Source organism: Silvimonas sp. (assembly GCF_031291215.1).
GTDB classification, from domain to species: Bacteria; Pseudomonadota; Gammaproteobacteria; order Burkholderiales; family Chitinibacteraceae; genus Silvimonas; species Silvimonas soli.
The window spans coordinates 137,874-160,706 of sequence record NZ_JARLJK010000054.1 but is presented as its reverse complement, the minus strand read 5'-3'; the positions used below and the strand labels follow the sequence as shown (position 1 = coordinate 160,706).

Genomic DNA, 22,833 nt, shown 5'->3' with positions numbered 1-22,833 from the left:
GGATTCAAACGCGCCTGCAGCGATCAGCACTGTATCTGCAGGCCTGGCGCGCACGGCACACCAATCCCGCCTCTCGTTTTTGCATTATCACGTGCCTGGCGTACTGATGCCAGCCGGTTTTCATGCGTGTATCGTTCCAGGTCTTTTTAAATTATTGCAGCGCAGTAAAAGTGACATAAAGCCGCTTTGACCCGGCTTCAACGGTGCCAGACCAACCCACATCGCATTTGCAAGACCTGGCCGGGTTATACCCATAAACCAGACGGAAAACAAGCGGCTACTCCCGCCGTGAAGGCGGGTCTGAAGTAATAAAACGAGCAAGCAAGCGAGCTAGCCGGATTTATCCGCTAACTAGATATATAGATTCAAACCGGAACGCGCGACAGGTACGCGGATTGTGCCGGTTACCGGTGTCAGCGCCGCCTGACTGGCATCGGCGACTCCCCCCCACTGACTGCGCCCCTGATTCTGGCCGTTGCTGCCATCAAACTGGCGTTGCATTTGTTGCTGTTGTGCTTGCTGGTTAAGCGAGTCTGACGCCACCTGCACATTAGTCAGGGTAATGCCCTGATCGGCCAGCAATGCCGACAACCGTGGTGTTGCCGCTGCCAGCGCCTCACGCACACCGGCGTGCTGCGAAGTGAAGATTACGCTCGCCTGGTCCTGCGCCATGGATAAACGTACTTCCATCGGGCCCAGATGCGGCGGATTCAGTTGCATATCCAGTTGTTGCTCTTGCTTGCCAATCATCATCGACACCCGTTGCGCCACGGCGTCGCCCCACTTGTTGTCAGTCACCGGCACGGCGATCTGGTGAACTGCGGTGGTCGGTTTGGCAGTTTGATCCTGATTGGCCGCGATGGGGTGTTGCTGAGTCGCGGCCGTCAATTGCGCCAGCGCGGTGTCGTCCGTATCGCTGGTGGTCGCGGCGCTATTAGCGGCGGCATTTTGCAAAAGCGGCAAGAAATTGCCGTCGGTTGCGGCAATATCCGCCATGGAATTCGCCGCTTTGCCGTCCCCCGCTTTCATATCCTGCAACAGCGCTTTGGCATCGCTCGCCGTTAGTGCGTCGTCGCTAACGCTGCCCTGGTGCGCTGTCAGCATGGCGTTCAGCGAGGCTAATGCGTCCGTCGAACTAGCGCCAGACGTTGCTGTCGCAGCGGTTGGATCGGTAGGTGTAACGTTGGTGGCGGGCTGCATCAGCATGGCTTGCAACATCGCCAGCCACGACGAGGTATCGCCATCAGTCGCTGTGTTGTCTTTGTCTTGCGCGGCGGCCTCGCGTGCAGCGGCCTTGCTGGCTTTGGCCGCACTATCAGTACTGGCGTCAGCGTTTTGTGCGGCGTCTTGTTTGGCTTGGGTCTGGGCCGGGCTGGGGGATGGTGCCGGCGTTGGAGACGGTGATGGCGCCGGCGCTGGTGTTGCCTTTTTGGCAGTCTGCTGCGCATCGGCCAGCGTTGCGCCAAAGTCTACGCCATTGCTGTGGCCAGCTTGTTGCGTCGCCCCGGCAGAGCTGGCGGAAAACGCTTGAAACGAATTGACAGAGGACGCGGCAGCCATTGGGTAATCCTGAATCTGGGTACAGATTGAAATACGAGTTGGTTCTATAAAAGCAAAACCAATGCCAGCTCCCGCCACGGCAGCGCTTGCTGCTAAACTTCGGGGCACGCCACAACGGCAAAGTGACAGGGATATCATCGCCAGATGGCAGAAGATTCAGATCTAGAGAAAACAGAACCCGCCTCGGCCAAACGGCTGGAGGAAGCGAAAAAGCGAGGGCAGGTGCCGCGCTCGCAAGAACTGGGTTCGTTTGCGGTGATGATGACCGGCTTGCTCTCGATGATTTCGCTCGGCCCATCGCTGGCTCAGGCGATCACAGGCATTTTCATGCAGGCGTTTACCTTCAACCGCACCATGGCGTCCGACCCCACGCTGCTGTTCCCGTTTCTGACCAATGTGTTTCACATCGCCCTGTTCGCGGTATTGCCGGTCGCTATCGCCTGCGCCATCGCCGGGCTGGTAAGCCCGCTGGTTTTGGGCGGCTGGCTGTTTACCACCGAAACCCTGGCCCCCAATTTCGGCCGATTGAATCCGGCCAAAGGGCTGGGCCGCCTGGTGTCTTTGCGCGCGCTGGTTGACATGAGCAAAGCCATTCTCAAATCCGGCCTGATTGGTGGCGTGGCTTGCCTGGTATTGTGGCGTGAGCGCGATCAATTGCTGCAACTGGCCGTCATGCCGAGCACCGAAAGCTACGGTTATCTGTGGCAGATGACCCGCTATACGCTCACGCTGGTGATTGGCAGCATGGGCTTGATTGCCGGCATCGATGTGCCCTGGCAGTTGTGGGATTACTACAAAAACCTGCGCATGACCAAAGAAGAGGTCAAGCAAGAGAACAAAGAATCTGAAGGCGATCCGCAAGTGAAGGGGCGCATCCGCCAGATGCAGCGCGAAGCCGCGCGCAAGCGCATGATGTCCAAGATTCCCAAAGCCGATGTGGTGGTCACCAACCCGACCCACTATGCCGTGGCATTGCAATACAACGAGCGCATGCGGGCACCGCAGGTCATCGCCAAAGGGGCTTATCTGCTGGCAGAGCGCATTATCGATATTGCGCAGGAAAACAAGGTCACTGTGGTACGTACGCCACCGTTTGCGCGTGCGTTGTATCACCACACTGAACTTGGTCAGGAGATTCCGGCGGCACTGTATACTGCGGCTGCCGAGTTACTCGCATATATCTATCAATTGAAAAACTGGCAAAGCCACGGCGGCCAGGCTCCAACACTGAATACGGATTTGCCGGTGCCAGCCGAACTGGACCCGGAACACTCAAGCCAAGCTGAAAACGGAATCACTTCCTGACCATGAAGTTCTCTGCAAAAGCCACGTCTAGCCATGTGGCGTAAAATCAATGTGGCCGTGCTGGCCGTCCCCATCCTGGTCTTGATGATCCTGGGCATGATGATCTTGCCCCTGCCGCCGCTGGCACTGGATTTCTTTTTCACTTTTAATATTTCGATGTCCATCGTGGTGTTGATGGTCGGTTTGTACACCCGCGAACCACTCGAATTCTCCGCCTTCCCTACCGTTTTGCTGTTTACCACGCTGTTGCGCCTGGCGCTGAACGTGGCCTCCACCAAACTGGTCCTGACTGAAGGCCACAACGGCGCCGATGCCGCCGGTAAAGTGATTGAAGCCTTCGGCCACGTGCTGATCGGTGACAACCTCACCGTGGGTATCGTCGCCTTCGTCATTCTCACCATCATCAACTTTGTGGTGATTACCAAAGGTGCAGGCCGGATCGCCGAAGTGAGCGCCCGCTTCACGCTGGATGCGATGCCCGGTAAACAAATGGCGATTGACGCCGACTTGAACGCCGGTTTGATTGGCGAAGAAGACGCTCGCAAACGCCGCCGGACCATCGCCGAAGAAGCCGACTTTTTCGGCTCCATGGACGGTGCCTCCAAGTTCGTGCGCGGCGATGCGGTCGCCGGTATCTTGATCATGGTGATCAACATTGTGGGCGGCTTGATCGTCGGCATGGTGCAGCATGACATGGCCTTTGCCGACGCTGGCCGCACCTACACGCTGTTGACCATTGGTGATGGCCTGGTTGCGCAAATTCCGTCGCTGATCATCTCGGTTGCCGCCGGTATCGTGGTGTCCCGCGTGGGCACCGACGCCGACCTGTCTCAGCAACTACTCGGACAGTTGTTTGCCCGCCCGCAGGTCATGTATCTCACCGCTGGGGTGATGGGTCTGATGGGGATTATCCCCGGCATGCCCCATCTGGCGTTCCTGACCCTGGCCACCTTGCTGGCCTCGATTGCCTGGACCGTTGAAAACAAGACCAAAAAAGAAGTGGCCACCACGGCGGCAGCGGCCCAGACTGCGGCAGCCGCGGCTGCACCTGCGGCGGCGGCAGAGCAACCGTTGCAGGAAGTCAGCTGGGCCGACGTGCAACCGGTTGATCCAATCGGGCTGGAAGTGGGTTACCGACTGATTCCGCTGGTTGACCGCAATCAGGACGGCGAGTTGCTACGGCGCATCCGTGGCATCCGCAAAAAGATCGCGCAGGACTTGGGCTTTCTCGTCCCGGCCGTGCATATCCGCGACAATCTGGAACTCAAGCCCAATCAATATCGCATTCAGCTCAAGGGCGTGGATGTCGGCGCGGGCGAAGCGTTTGTGGGCCAATGGCTAGCCATTAATCCCGGTAGCGCCAGTGGTCAATTGGCTGGCACTGCTACCAAAGACCCGACCTTTGGCCTGCCCGCTGTGTGGATCGAAAACACGCTGCGCGATACCGCTCAGGCTATGGGTTATACCGTGGTGGATGCGTCCACCGTGGTAGGCACGCATATCTCCAATATTCTGCAAAGCCACGCCGCCGAATTGCTGGGTCGCGAGGAAGTACAGCAGTTGCTCGACCATTTCGCCAAAGAAGCGCCCAAGTTGGTGGAAGACCTGGTACCCAAGCTGGTGCCGGTTGGCACCGTGCAAAAAGTGCTGCAGAACCTGCTGGACGAAGGCATGCACGTGCGTGACCTGCGGACCATTCTGGAAACTTTGGGCGAGCACATCGGCCGCACCCAGGATATCGACGACCTGACCGCCGCCGTGCGGGTTGCGCTGGGCCGCGCCATCATTCACCAGTTATTCCCCGGCGAAAACGAATTGCCGGTGATTACGCTGGAGCCGCAACTAGAGAACATTCTGGTCAGTGCAGCCACCGGCAAATCGCAAGGCGGGCTGGAACCGGGTCTGGCCGAACGCTTGTTGAAACAGGCATCCACAGTGACCGAAGAACTGGAAGCGCAGGGTTTCAACCCGGTGCTCATCACTCCAGGTAATCTGCGCCCGATGTTAAGTCGTTTTTTGCGGCGCTCGATCCCCAATTTGCGGGTGATTGCCCATAACGAAATTCCGGACACCAAATCGATCCGGATTGTCGGGGTTTTGGGCGCCGGTTAGACCGTTTCAGCCCCGTAGCCCGGATGAAGCACAGCGAGAATCCGGGGAGGCGATATAAATCATCAAGGCTGTGTTGGCCGATGTAGTCCCCGGATTCACGCTTCGCTTGCCATCCGGGCGACGAAAGATACGTGACGAATCTACCCATGCTGAAATTGCATAAAAAAAGGCGCCCAATCAGGCGCCTTTTTTCATAGCCAAACAGAACTGCGCATTACAGCGCCGCCATCAAGCCATTCAAACGTTTCACAAAGCCAGCCGGATCTTCCAGCTGCGCGCCTTCAGCCAGCACGGCCTGGTCGTACAGCAGGTGGGTCCAGTCATCAAAGCTGCCGCCGTCCAGTTGCGCCTTGAGCTTTTTCACCAACGCGTGTTCCGGGTTCACTTCCAGAATCGGTCGGGTGGATTTCACATCCTGCCCTGCCGACTTCAGTAGACGCTCCAGGTTGGCGCTCATGTCAAAGTTGTCGACCACCAGGCAAGCCGGGCTATCGGTCAGGCGATGCGTTACGCGCACGTCTTTCACCTTGTCGCCCAGCGTGGTTTTCACCTTCTCGATCACGTCTTTGAGTTCTTCGGCCGCAGCTTCTTGCTGTTGCTTCTCGGCTTCATCTTCAAATGCGGTCAGATCCAGTTCACCCTTGGCCACCGATTGCAGTTTCTTGCCTTCGAACTCAGTCAGGCTAGAGGTCAGCCATTCATCCACGCGGTCGGACAACAACAAGACCTCAATACCTTTCTTGCGGAAGATTTCCAGATGCGGGCTGTGTTGCGCGCCAGCGAAGGTATCGGCAGTGATGTAATAAATCTTGTCCTGGCCTTCCTTCATGCGGCCAATGTAATCGGCCAGCGTGACGGTCTGCTCGGGCGTGTCGGCTTGGGTAGACGCAAAACGCAGCAGCTTGGCGATGCGCTCTTTGTTGGCGAAGTCTTCGCCGACGCCTTCTTTCAGCACCTTGCCAAACTCAGTCCAGAACGTGGTGAAGTCTTCCGGTTTGTTTTCGGCGAGGTCTTCCAGCACACCCAGTACTTTCTTCACGCAGCCAGACTTGATGGTTTCCACTTCGCGGCTGGCTTGCAGGATTTCACGCGAGACATTGAGTGGCAGATCGGACGAATCGATCACCCCGCGCACAAAGCGCAGGTATTGCGGCATCAACTTCTCGGCGTCTTCCATGATGAAGACGCGCTTCACGTACAGCTTCACGCCGTGGCGACGGTCGCGTTCGTACAGATCAAACGGCGCGTGCTTGGGGATATACAACAGCTCGGTGTATTCCTGACGGCCTTCGATGCGTGCATGGCTCCAAGCCAGCGGTTCTTCGTAATCGTGTGAAACGTGTTTGTAGAATTCTTTGTATTGTTCTTCGGTGATATCGGACTTGTTGCGCACCCACAGCGCGTTGGCCTGGTTGACGGCTTCTTCGCCTTCAGCCGGTTCGATATTGCCGTCTTTGTCGTAGCCCGGTTGCTTGGCCATCAGGATCGGCAGACTGATGTGGTCCGAATACTTGCGCACGATGCCACGCAGGCGCCAGTCATCGAGGAACTCGTCTTCCCCTTCTTTCAGATGCAGCACGATCTCGGTACCGCGGCTGGCTTTGGAGACGTCTTCCAGCGTGAAGTCGCCTTCACCGCCCGATTCCCAACGCACAGCCTGATCGGCTGGTAAACCAGCGCGGCGCGTAGTCAGGGTGACTTTGTCGGCAATGATAAACGCCGAGTAAAAACCCACGCCAAACTGGCCAATCAGGTGGCTGTCTTTGGCCGCGTCGCCACTCAATTGGCTGAAAAACTCTTTGGTGCCGGAGCGGGCAATGGTGCCGATATTGGCAACCACTTCATCGCGACTCATCCCGATGCCGTTGTCGGCAATGGTGATGGTGCGGGCGTCTTTGTCAAACGACAGCTTGATGGCCAGATCGCCGTCACCTTCGTACAAATCGCCGTTATTGATGGCTTCAAAGCGCAGCTTGTCACAAGCATCCGAGGCATTGGAAACCAGCTCGCGCAGGAAAATCTCTTTATTGGAATACAGCGAGTGGATCATCAACTGCAGCAGTTGCTTCACTTCGGCCTGAAAGCCAAGCGTTTCTTTACTCATGGGTTGAACACTCCTTGTTGCGATGTAATTCGTTGCCGGGCGACGGCAGATGGCAGATCAGGTGGGGGCGATAAAAACCGCTTTCAAGGTGGGGGATTAATTTACCGGACCAGTTTTACGCCTCGCACGGCGTACCCTGCCAACATGTAGCCCGGATGGAGCGTCAGCGGGAATCCGGGGTTGCGATGGCGATAATCCCAAACCGGTTATTCATTTATGCATTGCCCCCGGATTCCCGCCCCCCCCCACCGCCACCGCCATATGTGATACCAAGTGCTTTGTGGGGGTACCCCCGAGGGGCACGCTTCATCCGGGCTACGAAGCGAGGCTTAAAAAGCAACTCAAAGCAACACAGGCCGATCCGGCAATTCGTCTATCTGTTCCTGGCCGGTCACTGGTACAAACCGGGCGAGCACCGTATGTGCTGCTTCAACGCCCAACAATGCACCGCCTTGCCAATCGCGTCGCGCAAAAGCACTGGCTATCGCCGCATGCACGCTGGCCCATTCCGCTTCTGGCACGCGCAGCGCAACGCCACGATCCGCGATGATTTCAATGGCCCGTTCAGCCAGCAGCAAATAGATCAGCACACCGGTATTGCGCTCGGTATCCCACACCCGCAGGTTGGAAAACACCTCTTCGGCCCGCTGGCGAGCGCTGCGGCCAGACAGCAAATGGTCTATCGACAAGCGCCCTTCTACTGCAAAGCACAACTCGGCATCGTGCAGGCGTTCACTTTGGGTTACGGCATGCTGGATGGCGTCCAGCGCTGAATCAGGAAAACGCTGGCGTACCAGCGGAGCAAACAAGTGGCGAAACAATCGGGTAATCATCTGTGCGCCCTCTCACCAGCCACCGGAGGCACCACCGCCTCCCGATGAACCACCGCCGCCGGAGAATCCGCCTCCACCACCAAAACCACCTCCCCCGCCAAAGCCACCACCTCCACCACCGCCGGTATAACGTCCGCCACCGCCCATGGCCATCATGTAAAAGAATGCGCCGGAGCCCAAGCCAGCGGCCACCAGCGCCATCAGTAACGCTGCAGCGGGCGAGCCCAGTAATAACCAGCCCGCCGCAAAGCTGGGCAAACCAGCCACCATCGCTCGAGTGAAGCCGCCAAATTTGAACGCTGAACCCAGCATCAGCACAAATACCCCGAAGATACCGGCGCCAATCAAACCCGGAGGATTAACGCCTTCGTCGACATGCTGTTCTTTGGTTAAGGGCGGCGGCAGTTGCTCACCTTCAATCAGCAGCGTCAGTGCGCCTACCGCATCGTTGATGCCGCCATAAAAATTGTTCTGGCGAAACTGCGGGGCGATGTATTCGCGAATGATACGGGCGGCAGCGGCATCGGGAATCGCCCCTTCCAGGCCGTAACCAACCTCAATACGCACTTTGTGATCGTTTTTGGCGACAACCAACAACACACCGTCATCGACCTTCTTGCGCCCGAGCTTGAACTGCTCGAAAGCATGCACGGCATAGTCTTCGATGGTGTCCGGTTGTACGGTAGGGATAATCAACACTGCCAGTTGCGAGCCTTTCTTTTGCTCCAGAGCAGCCAGTTTCTGTTCCAGATCCTGAACTTGTTGCGCGCTGAGCGAGCCGGTGGTGTCCGTAACCCGCGCGGTAATGGCCGGGATGGGTGGCGAATCGGCATCCGCACGTACCGCTGCTGGCAACAACAGGCCCAGCACGCACAGCAGCGGCGCCATCCAGCGGCTCGACACCAACCATAGCGACGGATTACGCATCACCATGCGCTCGCTCACTTGGCCGCAGGTTGCGGTGTGGGCTGCGAGAAATCTACCGTCGGCGCAGTCGAAATGGCCTTTTCGTTATCAACAGTGAAGTTGGGCTTCACGTCGTAGCCGAACATCTTGGCGGTCAGGTTGTTGGGGAACTGGCGGATCAGCACGTTGTAGTCCTGGACGGACTTGATATACCGATTGCGTGCCACCGTCACGCGATTTTCCGTGCCTTCCAGTTGCGCCTGCAAGTTCTGGAACAAGCCGTCGGCTTTGAGATTCGGATAGTTCTCGGTCACCACCATCAAGCGCGACAACGCCCCAGACAACTCACCCTGCGCGGCCTGAAAACTGGCCATGGCTTTAGGGTCGTTGATCATTTCCGGAGTCATCTGGATACTGCCCACTTTGGCGCGAGCGGCGGTTACCTCAGTCAATACTTTCTCTTCGTGATTGGCATAGCCCTTCACGGTGTTGACCAGGTTAGGCACCAGATCAGCACGGCGCTGATACTGGTTTACCACCTCAGACCAGTTGGCTTTGACTTGCTCGTCGTTCACCTGGATGGCGTTGTAACCGCAGCCGGTGAGAAAAGCCAGCAAAGCACACGTAAGTAAAAGGCGGGAAATATTGAGAAAAGCAGACATGAAAGCTGTCTCCAGAATGTGTATTGAGTCACAACTATACACAACCGTAGACAATTCACCGGGCCAGGTCAGTCAAACCTGGCCCGCTTGACGCTCAGCGGGCGTTAATCCGCGCCAGCTCTTCAAAGTAGGTCGGGAAGGTCTTGGCGGTACATTTCGGATCGTTGATGCGCACCGGCACGCCGCCGAGCGCTACCAGCGAGAAGCACATCGCCATGCGGTGATCGTCGTAGGTATCGATCTGGGCATTGGGGATAAACATAGCAGGCGGGGTCACGCGGATATAGTCCTGGCCCTCTTCCACTGCCGCGCCAATCTTGCGCAATTCGGTTGCCATCGCGCTCAGGCGGTCGGTTTCCTTCACGCGCCAGCTTTCGATATTGCGAATGGTAGTGGTGCCTTCAGCAAACAGAGCGGCCACGGCGATGGTCATGGCAGCATCGGGGATATGGTTGAGGTCGATATCCAGTGCCTTGAGCTTGCCGCCAATGGCTGGTGCGGCTTCGATGTGATTAGCAGCCCAGGTAATTTGCGCGCCCATCAGTTCCAGCACTTCGGCAAAGCGTTTGTCACCCTGAATGCTCTCGCTGCCCACACCTTCCACACGCACCACGCCACCACCAATGGCGCCAGCAGCAAGGAAGTACGACGCACTTGAGGCATCGCCTTCTACATGAATTGTGCCGGGGCTTTGATACACCTGGCCGCCGGGGATAAAGAACTCGCTCCAGTCACGGCGCTCGACCTTCACGCCAAATTTAGCCATCAGATTGAGCGTAATTTCGATATACGGTTTGGAGATCAGTTCGCCGACCACCTCAATCGTGACATCTTCACCGGTCAGCGGCAGCGCCATCAGCAGCGCCGTTAGAAACTGGCTGGACACATTGCCTTTCACCGGCACGCGACGGCCTGCCGTGATACTGGCCGGGCGCAGCTGCAACGGCGGAAAGCCGTCGTTACCCAGATATTCCACATCGGCACCGACCACCCGCAATGCGTCGACCAGATCACCAATCGGGCGCTCGTGCATGCGAGGCACGCCATGCAGCTTGTAGGTGCCACCAGCCAGCGCCAGCGCGGCGGTCAGTGGCCGGAACGCAGTACCGGCGTTACCCAGAAACAAATCGGCGTCTTTGACTGGAAACACACCGCCCACGCCTTCCACTACAAAATCACGCGTGCCTGCGGTTTGCATCCACTTCACGCCCAGCGAGGTCAGTGCCTCCAGCATGCGCTCGATATCGTCACTCGCCAGCAAGCCTTTGACTTCGGTGCGGCCACTGGCCAGCGCAGCCAGCAATAGTGTGCGATTAGAAATGCTCTTGGAGCCGGGCAGGATCACGGTGCCATTCACCCGGGCAATGGGGGCAAGGTCGAGGTATTCGAGATGTTCTGCTGGTTTCATGATGGGAGCGCGCAGGGTAGATTCGGGAAAGCACCAATGATAACACTGGCATGACGCCATACGCGGCGCCTGGGCGCGATCCGGTACAATGGGCGATTGCCATTCGAGCCGCACGCCATGCTCAGCTATCGCCACGCCTTTCACGCCGGCAACCATGCCGACGTACTCAAACACACCGTCCAGATCGCCCTGCTGCGTTATCTGAACCAGAAAGACAAACCGTATACCTATGTGGATACCCACGCCGGTGCAGGGATTTATTCGCTGGTAGAAGGTTACGCCACCAAAAACGCCGAGTTCGAGAGCGGCATCGCCCGCTTGTGGGATGAAAAGAATCTGCCCGAGGCACTGGCCGATTACATCAAGGTGATCCGCGCCTTCAATCCAGACGGCAAGCTCAAGTTGTATCCTGGCTCGCCCGCTTGCGCGCTGGAAGTGCTGCGCGAGCATGACAAAGCGCGGTTGTTCGAACTGCATTCAAGCGACAGCAAACTGCTGGTGCAGGCCATGGAACACTATGGCCGTCAGGTGCAAATTGACGCGGGCGATGGGTTCACCGGCATCAAAGCGGCTCTGCCGCCAGCATCCCGCCGTGGTCTTGTGCTGATTGATCCACCGTATGAAGACAAAAACGATTACCGCCATGTGATCGATGGCTTGCAGGAAGGTCTGAAGCGCTTTGCCACTGGCACCTACGCCATCTGGTATCCGCAATTACAACGCGAAGAAAGCCGTACCCTACCCGCCAAACTGAAAACGCTGCCAGTGAAAAGCTGGCTGCATGTGGCGCTGAGCGTGCAATCGCCATCGGCCGACGGGTTTGGCATGTATGGCAGCGGTATGTTCATTCTCAACCCGCCGTGGACTTTGCGCGCCACTTTGGCGGAGATCATGCCGCTGTTGGTGGACAAGTTGGGGCTGGATGCCGGGGCGCGATTTACGCTGGAAGCGCATGAGAATTGATGACGCTGTTTGGAGTTGAGCCCGAGTCCGTTTCCTGTCATCCCGACTACAAGTTATTGTTTATGCCTACCGGCACGGCTAAAGGCATTTGATACCCCGGGGTGCCGGGGAGCACGTTACTTTTCTTTGCTTCGCCAAAGAAAAGTAACCAAAAGAAAGGCGACCCCACGCTGATGCCCCTCCGGGGTTCCCTCGGTCGGTCGGGAGCCCAAGGTCTCCCTCCACTCCCTCGCCAGTGGCGTCAGGGAATTTGAAAAGCACACCGTCTGTTGGCGAGCCGTCACTGTTGGTTCCTATCTCGTCTGCCAACGACCCGCGCGGGAATGACGATGTAATAACGGCTGTTGCTTCTACTGCCATCACCGACATCCCACGCAGCAAACCGCGCCGACCGAGGGGACGACGGAGGCGCGCAAAGACCCTTGGCAAACAAACGGTTCGTTTTGGCTTTTGACTTCGGGCCCCCTTGCGGCAGCGGGGTATCAAAAGCTTTTCACAACCGTGCCGCAGGCACTAACATAAAAGCTTTTAAGGCTCTAGCCGTAACAGCAAGGCGGGTCGCCCCCTCCCTACATCGTCTAACACCAAAATCGCCAGCACACCATCTTCAAACCCCGCGTTCCTCAAACACCTCCTGCGCCGCAAACAAGCCATTCAATGCCGCCGGAAACCCCGCGTACACCGACATCATCATCAAAATCTCGGTGACCTCTTCCCGCGTCACGCCCACGTTCAGCGCCGCATTCACGTGCACTTTCAATTGCGGCGTGGCATAACCCAATACGGTCAACGCGGCGACCACGGCGATTTCGCGATCCCGCAGCGACAAACCAGGCCGGTTGTAGATATCGCCAAACGGATACTCAACCAGATACTTCGCAAAATCCGGCGCAATGGCCGCCAGACGCTGGACTACTTGTTCACCAGCACGACCATCAATTTCGCTCAGCCGTTCCAGGCCGCGCTGGTAGCGAGAGGGTGTCTGAGTTTCGTTGTTCGCTGCTTGTTCATTGGTGGTGTTCATGGCTGTTTCCCTGTGCAGATATGGCATGCCGGGATTCCTGCTGGTGATAAATCGCAATCTTTTCCCGCAAATAATCTGCGGTTTGCTGCAATTCAAGCAGTTGGGTTTCGATTTCACCCAAATGGCTTTGCAGCAGATGGCGGCGCTCAACCAGCGTGTCATCCCCCTGGCTGCGTAGCGCGGCATAAGCCAGCATTTGCCGGATCGGCATGCCGGTATTGCGCAAACGCAGCAGGAACTCGATCCAGCGCAGATCAGTTGCCGTATACAGCCGTTGCCCGCCCGGGGCACGGTGTACCGGTTCGATCAGCCCGATGCGCTCGTAATAGCGCAGGGTGTGGGCCGACAAGCCGGTACGTTGGGACATCTGTTCGATCTGAAGAAACGGTTCCATGAATCCATCCTGCAAGTTAGAGTGCGCTCCAGGTCAAGCATTTTTGATCGCGGCACGCAGGGGGTCAAATGCCCAATCAGCATTTACCGTCAACCGGTCAGGAGCAAAACTGCAAAAAGGCGTATAATTATCAACGCTTAATGTCGAAATCCGGCATCAATCCATTTTTGCCGCTCGTATTACCCCAAGCAGATTGGGCAGTTTCGGGTGGCCAGAAGCACCAAAACACTAGCAAAACCGGCGTGCGCGCGTGGCCCGTTCAGATGGGCTGCGTCTTGCGGCACTGGTTTTTGGTTTACCCCTAACTGGAGCAACAATGGCTAAAGAAGATCTTATTGAAATGGAAGGTACTGTCGCAGAAGTATTTCCGGAATCGCGTTTTAAAGTGGTTCTGACCAATGGTGTTGAAGTGATCGCCTATGCATCGGGCAAGATGCAAAAGAATCGTATCCGTGTACTGGAAGGTGATCGCGTGACTGTTGAAATGTCTCCGTATGACCTGACCAAGGGCCGCGTGAGCTTCCGTCACAAAGACGAGCGCGCACCTACTAGTCCTGGCGGCAACCGCCCACAATTCCGCCGCCGCTAAAGCGCACGGCGCCGGGCACGGCTACTCCTGTTGGCCTATGGTATTGTCAAATTGCCTCGTTATACTGGTGGCGATTGCGATAATCCCGACAACATGGAGTAGTTGATGCTCAGGCCCCGTTTGCTTCCCTCCCGAGTTTCTTTCGCTTCGCTGCAAACCGCCATTCTCGGCGGACTGATGTTTGTTTCGGCAGCAGTTCATGCTGAAACTTTAAACGTCGCCGTCGCAGCAAATTTGCAATACGTCTTTACCGATCTTGCCAGCAGCTTCACCAAAACCACCGGGATTGAAGTCAAACCTTCTTTCGGCGCTTCGGGCAAGTTCTATACCCAGATTACCCAAGGCGCGCCTTTTCAGGTGTTCATGTCTGCGGATATGGATTTCCCGCAAAAGCTGCAGGATGCCGGGCAAACACTGGAAGCACCCAAACCTTATGCTTTGGGCTCATTGGTGGTCTGGACCACGCGTGATCTGAAAATTGAAGACTGGCAAAAGCTGGTCAACGACCCGTCAGTCAGCCATATCGCCGTGGCCAATCCGCAAACCGCCCCCTATGGCCGAGAAGCCATCCATGCCCTGACCACCTTCAAGCTGGCCGATGCCGCCAAGCCCAAGCTGGTGTACGGCGACAATATTTCGCAAGCCACGCAATTCATTACCACCGGAGCAGCAGACTTCGGCTTTACCGCCAAATCGCTGGTGCTTTCACCCGAAGCCCGCGGCAAAGGCCACTGGGTTGATGTCCCAGCCACAGCGTATTCGCCAATCGAGCAAGGTGCTGCCTTGCTCAAATACGCCAAAGACCATGACCTGGCTGCGGCTCAAGCGTTTTACCGCTTTATCTCTTCCCCTGCCGCCAAAACCATCTTTGAACAAAATGGATACCGTGCACCATGAATCGCATTCCAGCCATACTCGTACAACTGGAGCATGAGAATGGCGTGACGCTGATTGATGCCCAGGCCAGTGGTCATTCGTTTTCGGCAATGCTGGTGGGCGATCAACCTGATCTATCTCCGGGCGCCGCCATCACGCTGGTGTTCAAAGAAACCGAAGTCGCCATTGCCCGCAATCTGGGCGGGCAGATCAGCCTGCGCAATCGTGTTCCCGCCCGGATCAGCAACCTGGAAAGCGGCAAATTGCTCACGCGAGTCGAGATGGATTTCGCGGGCATCCCGGTTTATGCGGTCATTACCACCGGCTCGGCAGAACGCATGGCGTTGCACGTAGATGCGCAGGTGGAATGGCTGGTCAAAGCCAACGAAATGGGTATTGAGTGCTGAACACCGTTGACCCGCAACCGCTGCTGCTCACGCTCAAACTAGCCACGCTCACTACCGGTATTTTGCTGGTGCTGGCGGTACCGCTGTGCGCCTGGCTGGCTCGCGGGCAGGGCCGGGCGCGGTCACTGGTAGAAGTCCTCATCAGCCTGCCGCTGGTATTGCCTCCCACCGCGCTGGGCTTTTATTTGCTGATTACCTTCAGCCCGGCCTCTTGGCTGGGCGGCTGGCTGGAACGCACTTTGTCGCTGCGCCTCGTTTTCAGCTTTAACGGGCTGGTGCTGGGGTCCGTCCTGTTCAGTTTGCCGTTTATGGTGCAACCACTACTCGCGGCATTACGCCAGACGCCGGTCAACTTGCTGGATGCTGCGCGCACGCTGGGCAAGCATGAACCCACAATTCTCTGGCGAGTCTGGTTGCCGCACGCCCGACACGGCGTGTTTGCCGGCACCATTCTGGCGTTCGCCCACACAGTTGGTGAGTTTGGTGTGGTGTTGATGCTCGGTGGCAATATCCCGGATCAAACCCGCGTGGCCTCAATTGCCCTGTATCAGGAAATGGAAGCACTCAACTACCCGGCCGCGCATACCTATGCGGCGATTCTGGTGGTGTTCTCGTTCCTGGTATTGCTGGCGCTGCAACGGGTACAAAGGCGGCGCGCATGAGTCTGTTTATGGACGTCACGCTGGCGCTACCTGGACGAGCGCTGACCATGCAGGTGGATGTTCCGCAAGGCGGTTGCCTGGCGCTGTACGGCCCATCTGGCGTTGGTAAAACCACGCTCCTGCGGATACTGGCGGGCCTGGCGCGGGCAGAATCAGGCATGGTCCGGTTTAATGGGCAAACCTGGTTTGATGCGACCAGTCATGAACAGACGCCAACCCGTTCGCGTCGCGTGGGTTTTGTCTTTCAGGATTTCGCGTTATTCCCCAACATGACGGTGGATGGCAATCTGGCTTTTGCCCAGTCCAAACCCGACGCCACGCGCCGCGGTCACTGGCTTGAGTTAACCGGCATGACCGCGTACGGCCGCCGTTATCCACGAGAGTTATCGGGCGGACAATTGCAACGGGTTGCCCTCGCGCGTGCTCTGGCCAGCGAGCCGCAGCTGCTGTTGCTTGATGAAGCACTATCAGCGCTGGATGGCAGTTTGCGCAGTAGTTTGCAACAAGCGCTGGCCGATATCCTGAGCGAAACGCAACTCACCACAGTGCTGGTCAGCCATGATCCGGGCGAAGTGTTTAGACTGGCTAGTCAGGTAGCGTATTTGCAACCCGACGCGCCCACTCGTTACGGCACGCCGCGCGAGGTGCTGCTCAATACCAATACTCTGGGGCGCTATGCGCTGGCCGGGCAGGTATTGCTGGTTGAACCCGCTGGCGTGCAGGCCCGTGTGGTCATCGCTATTGGCCAGGAAACGTTAACTACTCTGGTCAATCATGCCGAAGCCACAGCCCTGCATGTGGGGCAGCGGGTCAATGTGGCGCTTAATGGCGCCAGCGCCATGGTCAGCGCCGCATAAACAACCATTAACAATGTTACCGATTCCAGCGCAGGGATAAACCGCTCACCATGTCGACTGTTTTTATCGCATTGCCCGATGCCCTGATCAACCTGGGTATGGCCACCTTGTATGGCGCGGTGCTGGGTTTGAATCGCCAGCTGCATCGCAAGCCCGCTGGCTTGCGTACGCATTGCATGGTGGCGTTGGGTACCGCGCTGGCCGCACTGACCGTAGCGCGGATCACCGGCGCAACATCGAGTGATGTCAGCCGGGTGATGCAAGGCGCAATTACCGGCATCGGCTTTATCGGCGCCGGTGTGATCATTCATCGGGGGGAGAAAGAGCGCGTGGAAGGTTTGACCACTGCCGCCTCGATCTGGCTGGCCGCCATGTTAGGCCTGGCTTGTGGCAGCGGCGAATGGCAGATTGCCGGGGCCGCGCTACTGTTTGCGCTGGTCATTCTGGTATTTGGCGGGCATTTCGAAAAAGCGGTGACCATACTGATTAATCCACCGCACCCAACCAAGCCACCCAAAACGCCAGAGAGCGAACACGGCGAAGGCGACTGACACCGCGCTGCAAATCAAGCCAGTTTATTAATTTAATTAGTCCAATTAGTCCGTTAATCCGGCTTGCCAGCTGCCCCGCCGCGCAAACAGCTCATCCTGCGCAGGTTCTCTTCCACCTCGTGCAGCACCGCTTGGGCGATGGCAATGCGCTCCGGCGCCAGACCATCCAGTGCTTTTTCAAAGAAGGCATGGCGCTGCGGTTGTGCCGCCGCAATCAATTGCTTGCCCGAAGCGGTGAGCGCCACGCGCGTAATGCGATTGTCTTGCGGATCGGCACTGCGGGTAACCAGTCCGTCATGTTCCAGGGTTTTCATTTGGCGAGTCAGGGCACCGGCATCCATGATCAAACGTGTGACTAGCTGTTTTTGCGTTGCTTCCGGCATGTCGGCCAAGGCCTGCAGGATGCGCCAGCGCGGCAAGGCGTGCCCGACTTCGCCCTCAAATGCGGCATACATGGCTCGCGCGGTACGCGCCATTTGTTGCAGCAGATTGCGGTCTTGCTCACTCATTTGATGCCTCGACTTTAGTCACACGGCGTTGCAGCTTCAGCGGCGGCACGCGGCGCACAATCAACAACGCCAGTACCATCACGCCCACCACAGCCCATTGCCCACCGTGAATGGCATTTACCAGTGCCACCCGGGCACCGTCCAGCAAGGCGCCAGCCTGAACGCCAACCTGCCCGGCGGCCTGGCTAAACTGTTGCGCGACGCTGTGATTAACCAGAATCTGCGGGTCATCCAGCCAGTGCGCCCATTGCATGCTGCCCGGCGCCTGATTTTGCAAAAAGTCCTCAACCCCTGCGGTATAGCGATGCGTCACAAAGGTGCCGATCAACGCCGTGCCCAGCATCCCGCCGATCATGCGGGTGGATTGCAGCATGGCGGTGGCGATGCCCAGTTGCGTACGCGGTGCAGTTTCCTGGGCAAAGATGGTCAGATTAGGCATCAACAAACCCAAGCCCAGTCCGCCCATCATCATCACCAGCACAATGACCCAATGCGGTGTGCCCAAGTGGGTCTGCGTCAGGCCGAAGGCGGCCACCCAGAAAAAGGCAAAGCCGACGTACAGCATGATGTTGGGCTTGGGCACGCGCGTAATGATGCGGCCATTGATAATGCTGCCCACGGTAATGAACACCACCAGCGGCGTGACTAGCAGACCGGCTTGATTAGGCGATAGTCCGAAGCCGCCCTGGAACATCAACGGCGCGTAGTACATCACTGCAAACAGGCAAAAGCCCATCAGCACTGACAATATGAACAACGGCTGCAAGCTGTGATGCGTGAACATATCCAGCGGCAAAATTGGATTGGCACAGCGGCGTTCCCACCACAGCAGCAGCACGACCGAGCCAATCGCCACTACGGCCAGCAGCGCCAGCAGCAACGGCGGCTTGTGCTGCGGCAACCACTCCACCAGCAACTGCATGCCGCCCAGCGCCACTGCAATCAGTGCAGCTCCCAGCCAATCCAGCCGTGACGGTGTGTGATCGGCATGGCGAATGCGCGGTAGATAGCGCCAGACAAACCACACACTGATCAAGCCTACGGGCAGGTTTACAAAAAACACCCAGCGCCAGCCGCAGTATTCAGTCAAAAAGCCACCCAGCGACGGGCCAATGGCGTTGGCCAGGCCGAACGCGCTGCTGAACAACACCTGCCAGCGCAAACGCTCATGTGCGTCAGGGAATAAATCTGGCACCGAGGCAAAGGTAGTGGCCACCAGCATGCCGCCACCAACTCCTTGCAACGCCCGCGCCAGCACCAGCTGGATCATGCTTTGCGCCATCCCGCACAGCATTGAGGCCACGGTAAACAGCACAATCGCCGCCAGCACAAACGGTTTGCGGCCATGGTCATCCCCCAGCCGACCAAAGATGGGAATGGTAATGACCGAGGTCAACAGATAAGACGTGCCAACCCAGGCGTACAGGCTGAAGCCTTTCAGTTCAGCGACAACCGTAGGCAACGCGGTGCCGACCACGGTTTGGTCCAGCGCCACCATGATCAACACAAAACACAGGCCCAGCATGGCGAATAAACGCTGGCGAAAGGCCTGTTTGGGATTCGGAATTTCGGGGGTTACTGCAGGTGTCTGGGCTTGCATGAAAATCTATTGCCGTATCAATCGTTGCCAAGTCAACTATTTTGCAGTAATTGACCTTAATTGTCTATTTTTGAAATCAGCACACACAATTGAATGACATAACCAGCCCATCTCGCCTCGGGACCCAATGCCTCTGCCCTCTCAGAATCGCAACGCGTTGCAATGGCTGGAGGTCTAGTACCAACCGCAAATTGCCATGACCACCGGGCGCGTTTGCGGCGTTGAAGCCCTGCTGCGCTGGCCGGGTGTCACCGACTTTGTACAACCGCCATCGGTGTTTGTGCCGCTGGCCGGGCATTCCGGGGCGCAGCCCGCCTGATCCCCGCCGTTTGCCGGTTTTGCTTAAACTGCGCAAGAGCGTAAATACCAGTGGGTGAATGGTCGCTGTGGCACGAACCTTCGCCGACGGCAGCGGCCAAAGTGGTAATATCGCCCCCCTTTTCCTGCCTTGGGCAGGATATTCACCACAGGAACTGAATCATGATCGACCCCCTGCACCCCACCAAAAATGACGACGATACACTGCTGTCTGAAGGCGAAGCCCAAGCCGCCATCGACTACATCGAAGCCACCGCCGGGGTTCGTCTGACGCAGGCGCAAATGGCCGAGCTGCTGGCCGACTGGGTGCATGTGCGCGAGAACATCATTGAGTGGGGCATGGATGATGCCGCAGCGGCAGAGGATGTCTGCAACACGCTGTCATCCGAGTTGCTGGATGAACCGTGGCCAGCGGCGGATGAAGACAACAGCGAGTTTCTGGTACGCCTGCGTGCGGCGGCCAGGAAACACGGCTATCAGGTAGTTGTGAATTGATTACCCTTACCGCTTCAACGACGCTGTAGCCCGGATGAAGTCGCAGGCGAGAATCCCGGATGCCATATTCGCAAGTTAAATGCGGTGGCCGATTGATGCATTTCCCCCGGATTCCCACGTCGCTCCATCCGGGCTACGTGAATAAAAAAAGGAACCAAACGGTTCCTTTTTTTATTGGCTCAATCTGACTCAAGCTAGCAATCACACCGGCGTACGGCGGCGGAACAGCGGCAATGGCTGGTCGGTGGCACCTTGATAGAACTCGGTGAAATCCTCCAGACCCTTGAGCGCTTCGTTAATGTCTTTATCCGCACGCACGGCAAAGGCATCAAAACCGCAACGATGCTGGAACAGGATCACATCTTTGAACACGTCACCAATCGCCCGCAGCTCGCCCTTCCAGCCGAAACGGTCACGCAGCAAACGCGCATTGGAATAACTGCGGCCGTCGATAAAGGCCGGGAAGTCCAGCGCAATCAGCGCAAAGTGCGCCAGATCGCTCGCGATGTCTTCCGCTTCTTCCTCGGATGCCAGCCATACACCCACATCGCCGCGGGTAATCAGGCTGTCGCGCTGCGCTTGCCATTGTTTGAGCGGAACGATGATACGGCCAGTGGCAGGAACACTCTCAAAACTGCCGTCTTCAGCCAGACGCAACAGTGTGGCGTCATCTTCAACAATCTGGCGGCCTTTGATGATCTTAGTCATTGGTCGCCTCCGCTACAGCTTTGGTCTTGTTGCCGTAAACGCGCGTTTTGAAGGGTTCCATACCCAGACGATCAAACACTTCTACAAAGTGTTCGTCGGCTTCGCGTGCTTCAACAAAGACCTTGATGATCTGCTCGATCACGCCCGGCACATCGTCTTGGGCAAACGACGGTCCAATGACCTTACCCAAGCTGGCCTGCTTGCCTTGACGGCCGCCCAGCGAAATCTGGTACCACTCGCTGCCACTCTTATCCACGCCCAAAATGCCGATGTGGCCGACGTGGTGGTGCCCACAGGAGTTCATACAGCCTGAGATATTGATATCCAGTTCACCCAAGTCAAACAGGTAATCCAGATCATCAAATTTTTGCTGGATGCCTTCAGCAATCGGGATCGACTTGGCGTTAGCCAGCGAGCAGAAATCACCGCCCGGGCAGCACACGATATCGGTCAGCAGGCCGATGTTCGGCGTGGCAAAACCAATGGCTTTGGCTTGTTCCCACACCGCAAACAGATCGGCCTGTTTTACGTACGGCAGGATAAGATTCTGTTCGTGCGAAACGCGAATTTCACCCAAGCTGTACTGGTCGGACAAATCTGCCACGGCGTCCAGCTGCGCGTCGGTAGCATCACCTGGCGGCACGCCGGTTTTCTTCAGAGACAGCGTCACAGCGGCATAGCCTGCTTGCTTGTGACCAAACACGTTGCGCTCCACCCAGCGCGCAAACGCCGGCTTGGTGGCGCGAGCTTGCAGGTAGCCAGCGTCATCGCCCGGCAGTATTTCATACGCCGGGTCGACAAAGAATTTGGCGACGCGATGGATTTCCGCATCGGTCAGCGTCATCGGGCCGTTTTTGGTATGCGCCCATTCTTGTTCAACCTTGGCACCGAAAGCTTCTGGCGTCATGGCTTTCACCAGAATCTTGATGCGGGCTTTGTATTTGTTGTCGCGGCGGCCGTAGCGGTTGTATACGCGCAGTACGGCATCCAGATACGACAGCAAATGGTGTTGTTCCAGCCACGGCTTGATCAGCGCACCAATCACCGGCGTGCGACCCAGGCCGCCACCGACGTACACGGCAAAGCCAACTTCACCGGCTTCGTTCTTCTGCACGGTAATACCAATGTCGTGCACCAGAATGGCAGCGCGATCTTCCACGGCGCCGTTCACGGCAATCTTGAACTTGCGCGGCAGATGGGCGAATTCCGGGTGGAAGGTCGACCACTGACGGATGATTTCACACCATGGGCGCGGATCAACCAGCTCGTCGTGTGCCACGCCAGCAAACTGGTCGCTGGTGGTATTGCGAATGCAGTTGCCCGAAGTCTGAATGGCATGCATCTGCACGGTGGACAGATCGGCCAGGATATCCGGCACATTTTCCAGCGCCGGCCAGTTGAACTGGATGTTCTGGCGCGTGGTGAAGTGGCCGTAGCCACGATCATATTTGCGGGCGATATGCGCAAGCATGCGCACTTGCTTGCTGTTCAGCTCGCCATAGGGCACCGCCACGCGCAGCATCGGCGCATGGCGCTGGATATAGAGTCCGTTCTGCAAACGCAGCGGGCGGAACTCATCTTCGGTAAGCGTGCCGGCCAGGTAACGGCTGGTTTGATCGCGAAACTGCGCCACGCGCTGATCCACAATTTTCTGGTCAAAGTCGTCGTAAACGTACATGCAAGCCACAGCCAATAAGGGTTTAAGCCAATCGCGTACTATACCAGCGCCATAAGCCGCACGGCAGAACCATTTCGACTATCAAAAGTGTGAGCTGGAATATAACAATTGGCGTTTTTGCGATAATGCGGGCCAGCCCTGATGCCGCAGCGGCTTGATTTTGGGTAGCATTGCTCGCATGTAGGTCCAGTAAACAAGTGAAATAACGCGCGCGCGCGCCGCGTGCGAAAGATCGGGCATTGCCGCCCCAGAATTTCAACAATGCTGTTGCCGTGCATACCCCGGCTGCAGCCTCTCCCCGCTAACTCATTC

Annotated in this window: 23 protein-coding genes; 11 read left to right on the top strand and 12 right to left on the bottom strand. The window is 57.3% G+C overall.

Annotated features, from left to right (window positions below; all coding sequences use genetic code 11):
* Positions 1-351: 351 nt before the first annotated feature.
* A complete protein-coding gene (locus P4L78_RS02295) occupies positions 352-1,560 on the bottom strand; it encodes a flagellar hook-length control protein FliK (RefSeq protein WP_309326747.1) in 1,209 nt (402 codons plus the stop codon).
* A 144-nt stretch (positions 1,561-1,704) separates the two neighbouring features.
* On the opposite strand from P4L78_RS02295, the gene flhB reads away from it, so the two are divergent.
* A complete protein-coding gene (gene flhB, locus P4L78_RS02290) occupies positions 1,705-2,865 on the top strand; it encodes a flagellar biosynthesis protein FlhB (protein WP_283148556.1) in 1,161 nt (386 codons plus the stop codon).
* Positions 2,866-2,898: 33 nt separating this feature from the next.
* On the top strand, positions 2,899-4,977 hold the full coding sequence (flhA, locus tag P4L78_RS02285) for a flagellar biosynthesis protein FlhA (protein WP_283148555.1): 2,079 nt from the start codon (positions 2,899-2,901) through the stop codon (positions 4,975-4,977).
* 214 nt (positions 4,978-5,191) lie between these two features.
* On the opposite strand, the gene htpG is transcribed toward flhA, so the two are convergent.
* The 5 genes from htpG to aroA all read right to left on the bottom strand — a co-directional run bounded on the left by htpG (position 5,192) and on the right by aroA (position 10,890).
* A complete protein-coding gene (gene htpG / locus P4L78_RS02280) occupies positions 5,192-7,081 on the bottom strand; it encodes a molecular chaperone HtpG (RefSeq protein WP_283148554.1) in 1,890 nt (629 codons plus the stop codon).
* A gap of 341 nt (positions 7,082-7,422) precedes the next feature.
* Positions 7,423-7,914, bottom strand: a complete 492-nt coding sequence (locus tag P4L78_RS02275) for a TPM domain-containing protein (protein WP_283148553.1) — start codon at positions 7,912-7,914, stop codon at positions 7,423-7,425.
* Between the two features lie 12 nt (positions 7,915-7,926).
* Complete coding sequence (locus P4L78_RS02270; RefSeq protein ID WP_309326744.1) at positions 7,927-8,847, bottom strand: YgcG family protein; 921 nt, start codon at positions 8,845-8,847, stop codon at positions 7,927-7,929.
* Positions 8,848-8,855: 8 nt separating this feature from the next.
* The gene (locus P4L78_RS02265; RefSeq protein ID WP_283148551.1) at positions 8,856-9,482 is read right to left on the bottom strand and encodes a LemA family protein; all 627 of its coding nucleotides are present in this window, start codon (positions 9,480-9,482) and stop codon (positions 8,856-8,858) included.
* A gap of 94 nt (positions 9,483-9,576) precedes the next feature.
* Positions 9,577-10,890 (bottom strand): 3-phosphoshikimate 1-carboxyvinyltransferase, encoded by a 1,314-nt coding sequence (aroA, locus tag P4L78_RS02260; protein ID WP_309326742.1) that lies wholly within the window; start codon positions 10,888-10,890, stop codon positions 9,577-9,579.
* Positions 10,891-11,007: 117 nt separating this feature from the next.
* Here aroA and P4L78_RS02255 point away from each other — a divergent pair, with 117 nt between their 5' ends.
* On the top strand, positions 11,008-11,853 hold the full coding sequence (locus P4L78_RS02255) for a 23S rRNA (adenine(2030)-N(6))-methyltransferase RlmJ (protein ID WP_283148549.1): 846 nt from the start codon (positions 11,008-11,010) through the stop codon (positions 11,851-11,853).
* A gap of 607 nt (positions 11,854-12,460) precedes the next feature.
* On the opposite strand, the gene P4L78_RS02250 is transcribed toward P4L78_RS02255, so the two are convergent.
* Entirely contained in the window at positions 12,461-12,877 is a 417-nt protein-coding gene (locus P4L78_RS02250) for a carboxymuconolactone decarboxylase family protein (protein ID WP_309326740.1), read from the bottom strand.
* The gene (locus P4L78_RS02245; RefSeq protein WP_309326738.1) at positions 12,861-13,271 is read right to left on the bottom strand and encodes a MerR family transcriptional regulator; all 411 of its coding nucleotides are present in this window, start codon (positions 13,269-13,271) and stop codon (positions 12,861-12,863) included. The genes P4L78_RS02250 and P4L78_RS02245 overlap by 17 nt, the downstream gene beginning before the upstream one ends.
* 316 nt (positions 13,272-13,587) lie before the next feature.
* Between P4L78_RS02245 and infA the strand changes: the two genes are divergently transcribed.
* From infA to P4L78_RS02215, 6 genes are all read left to right on the top strand, one after another.
* A complete protein-coding gene (gene infA, locus P4L78_RS02240) occupies positions 13,588-13,860 on the top strand; it encodes a translation initiation factor IF-1 (RefSeq protein WP_283148546.1) in 273 nt (90 codons plus the stop codon).
* Between the two features lie 105 nt (positions 13,861-13,965).
* A complete protein-coding gene (gene modA / locus P4L78_RS02235; RefSeq protein WP_309326735.1) occupies positions 13,966-14,757 on the top strand; it encodes a molybdate ABC transporter substrate-binding protein in 792 nt (263 codons plus the stop codon).
* Positions 14,754-15,143 carry a TOBE domain-containing protein gene (locus P4L78_RS02230; RefSeq protein WP_309326733.1) on the top strand — a complete coding sequence of 130 codons (390 nt, stop codon included), beginning with the start codon at positions 14,754-14,756 and terminating at the stop codon, positions 15,141-15,143. Before modA ends, P4L78_RS02230 begins: the two co-directional genes overlap by 4 nt.
* A complete protein-coding gene (gene modB, locus P4L78_RS02225) occupies positions 15,137-15,805 on the top strand; it encodes a molybdate ABC transporter permease subunit (protein WP_309326731.1) in 669 nt (222 codons plus the stop codon). Before P4L78_RS02230 ends, modB begins: the two co-directional genes overlap by 7 nt.
* Positions 15,802-16,662, top strand: coding sequence for an ATP-binding cassette domain-containing protein (locus P4L78_RS02220; RefSeq protein ID WP_309326729.1), 861 nt, complete (start codon positions 15,802-15,804; stop codon positions 16,660-16,662). The genes modB and P4L78_RS02220 overlap by 4 nt, the downstream gene beginning before the upstream one ends.
* Before the next feature lie 50 nt (positions 16,663-16,712).
* Positions 16,713-17,213: an MgtC/SapB family protein gene (locus tag P4L78_RS02215; protein ID WP_309326727.1), complete on the top strand. Its 501-nt coding sequence runs from the start codon at positions 16,713-16,715 to the stop codon at positions 17,211-17,213.
* Positions 17,214-17,266: 53 nt separating this feature from the next.
* Here P4L78_RS02215 and P4L78_RS02210 read toward each other — a convergent pair whose 3' ends face one another.
* Both P4L78_RS02210 and P4L78_RS02205 read right to left on the bottom strand, forming a co-directional pair.
* Positions 17,267-17,722 (bottom strand): MarR family transcriptional regulator, encoded by a 456-nt coding sequence (locus P4L78_RS02210; protein ID WP_309326725.1) that lies wholly within the window; start codon positions 17,720-17,722, stop codon positions 17,267-17,269.
* Positions 17,715-19,322, bottom strand: a complete 1,608-nt coding sequence (locus P4L78_RS02205; RefSeq protein ID WP_309326723.1) for an MDR family MFS transporter — start codon at positions 19,320-19,322, stop codon at positions 17,715-17,717. Before P4L78_RS02205 ends, P4L78_RS02210 begins: the two co-directional genes overlap by 8 nt.
* Before the next feature lie 196 nt (positions 19,323-19,518).
* Here P4L78_RS02205 and P4L78_RS02200 point away from each other — a divergent pair, with 196 nt between their 5' ends.
* Entirely contained in the window at positions 19,519-19,641 is a 123-nt protein-coding gene (locus P4L78_RS02200; RefSeq protein ID WP_309326721.1) for a hypothetical protein, read from the top strand.
* Between the two features lie 161 nt (positions 19,642-19,802).
* On the top strand, positions 19,803-20,135 hold the full coding sequence (locus P4L78_RS02195; protein ID WP_283148537.1) for a hypothetical protein: 333 nt from the start codon (positions 19,803-19,805) through the stop codon (positions 20,133-20,135).
* Positions 20,136-20,336: 201 nt separating this feature from the next.
* Here P4L78_RS02195 and P4L78_RS02190 read toward each other — a convergent pair whose 3' ends face one another.
* On the bottom strand, positions 20,337-20,843 hold the full coding sequence (locus tag P4L78_RS02190) for a DUF934 domain-containing protein (RefSeq protein WP_309326719.1): 507 nt from the start codon (positions 20,841-20,843) through the stop codon (positions 20,337-20,339).
* A complete protein-coding gene (locus P4L78_RS02185) occupies positions 20,836-22,521 on the bottom strand; it encodes a nitrite/sulfite reductase (protein WP_309326717.1) in 1,686 nt (561 codons plus the stop codon). The genes P4L78_RS02190 and P4L78_RS02185 overlap by 8 nt, the downstream gene beginning before the upstream one ends.
* Positions 22,522-22,833 lie beyond the last annotated feature (312 nt).